The 1,789-nt window shown below is 72.9% G+C and carries 1 pseudogene; it reads right to left on the bottom strand.

The annotated features are described in order from the left end of the window. Window positions 1-1,585, bottom strand: a pseudogene (locus VLF18_RS03845) (hypothetical protein); the annotation flags it as partial. Window positions 1,586-1,789 lie beyond the last annotated feature (204 nt).

The raw sequence follows: 1,789 nt of genomic DNA, 5'->3' as shown, positions 1-1,789 counted from the left end.
GGAACAGCGCCGGCGCCGTCGCGTCGATCGCGACGGCGAGCCGGCGCACCGGCGTCGCGGCAGCGAGCGGTGTGCGCAGGCCGTGTCCGAGAATGATCGCGCCGGCGTCGGGCGCAGGACCGCGCGTGCCCGGGATGTCGCGGATTGTGGCGATTTCCGTCGCGCCCAGTCGCACAATGTCGCCGACGGCGAGGCCGAGGCGGTCGTCCAGCGCCACCGACACGGCACCGGCCGCGGCGTCGGCCGTCAGTTGTTTCGCACGCAGGCGGACCGTCGTCGGCGCGGGTGCCGCCGCCAGCGCGCTGCGCAGCGTGACCGTCGGCGGCGCGGCGGCCGCGTCGACGGCGTCGACGACGAAGTCGGTGTCGACCGCGGCGACCGTGAACGTGAGCGTCATGCCCGGCACGATGCCGTCGACGCGGTCGAGTTCGACGATCGCCTGCGAGGTGCCGAAGCCGAGGTAGGTGCGGTCGTCGTCCGTGGCCGTGACGCGGCGTCCGCGCGTGCCGGCCGGATAGTCGTCGTACGCGCCCGCGGCGAGCGGCAGCGTCGACAGATCGCCGATGCCGTGCGCTTCGGGCGCGGAGCCGGCGGCGTCGACGATGACGATGCGCGCGAGGTCGGCGAACGCGGCGTTGAACGGATTGAGCCAGGCGAGCGTATCGCCGCCGGCGGCGACGGAGGCGAGCGGCGCGGTGACGGCACCGGCCGGCGTGGCGTCGAGTATCGTCACGACCGTGCCGCTCGCGTAGGCGAGACGCAGCGGTTGCGACAGGGTCAGGCGCACCTGGCCGCCGCCGAGATTCGCCGCCTGCGTCGCGAACGCGTATTCGGCGACGGTCGCGGCGCCGACTTCGATCAGCACCGGAAAGGCGAGTCCGAGCAGGCCGGCATCGTCGCCGTTGTCGATGACGATGGCGTTCGACTGCGCCGGCAGGTCGTCGACGATGTCGAACACGGCGTCGACCAGCGCGGCTTCGGGCGTGCGCGCGATCGCGGTCACCGGCGTCGCCGCGGGCCAGTCGCGGTACAGCGGAAATGCGAGCGACACGTGCGTCTGCCCCGCGGCCACGCCGCCCGGCGCGATCCTGCGGTATTCCGCGCGGCTGCCCTCGCCGATGCGCACGCGGTTGCCGGGCGTCAGGTTCGTCGGCGACAGCGCAACCAGCGGCGGCGGATTCAGCGCGGCGCCGGTGCCGACCTGCGCGGCACGCAGCAGCACGGTCTCGCCGGGACTGGCGAGCGCCGGATCGGCGAAGTACAGCGTGCGCGACGCGAACGCGATCGCGGCCGGCAGCACGCGCGTGACGTACGCGCGCTTGCCGCCGTTGACGAAGAACGCCTCGACCGCGTGCGGCAGGTAGCAGTGGCGGCGCCCCGTGAGATCGGTGAATTCCGGTTCCGGCAGCAGCCCGCCGAACAGCCGCGCGTATTCGCCGACGCTCGTGACCAGCTGCGGCACGTCGAGCGGACCGCGCTCGGTCACGCCGACGAAGCCGACGGTGCTGGTGCCGACGCCCTCGATCGGTTTGTTTCCGGATGGGGTCTCTTCGACGTAGACCGCGGGTGAAAGGTACTCGGGCATAGCCGCTCTCCTGTGGATGGCGCCGGGCGGTCAGGCGAACGTCGCCGTCACGGCGTGCTGGACGTGTCGGTATTGCGGACTCACATCGAATTCGACCGGCTGCGGCATGCCGCCGTGGACGGCGCGCACGCGCACCATCGCGACGCGCGAGATCGGCGGCAGCGCGAAGTCGCCGGCGCCGTCGCTGACCGTGGAATACGGGAG

Origin of the sequence: Tahibacter sp. (assembly GCF_035481375.1) — a bacterium.
GTDB lineage: Bacteria > Pseudomonadota > Gammaproteobacteria > Xanthomonadales > Rhodanobacteraceae > Tahibacter.
Note: the sequence above shows the minus strand (reverse complement) of the source record. Positions and strands in the feature narration are given on the sequence as shown.